Here is a 221-nt window from a genome sequence, read left to right as displayed (position 1 = left end):
CTTGCCGGCGCCGGAGGGGCCGACCAGCGCGACCGTTTCACCCGGTCGCACGTGCAGGTCCACATGATCCAGGGCGGCCGTATCCGGGCGCTGCGGGTAATGGAACACCACCTCCTCGAACCGGATCTCGCCGCGCAGTGGCTGCGGCAACCCGGTTGGATTGGCGGGGGCGGTGATCTCGACCTCTTCCTGCAGCAGCTCGGCAATCCGGCCCATGCCAC

General features: G+C 69.2%; 1 pseudogene. It reads right to left on the bottom strand.

Features of this window, described 5'->3' with window-relative positions:
• Positions 1-221 (bottom strand): annotated as a pseudogene (locus tag RRF55_RS28815) (hypothetical protein); the annotation flags it as partial.

Source organism: Klebsiella sp. K47 (assembly GCF_051858335.1).
GTDB classification, from domain to species: Bacteria; Pseudomonadota; Gammaproteobacteria; order Enterobacterales; family Enterobacteriaceae; genus Klebsiella; species Klebsiella pneumoniae.
This window is presented reverse-complemented; position numbering and strand designations above follow the sequence as displayed.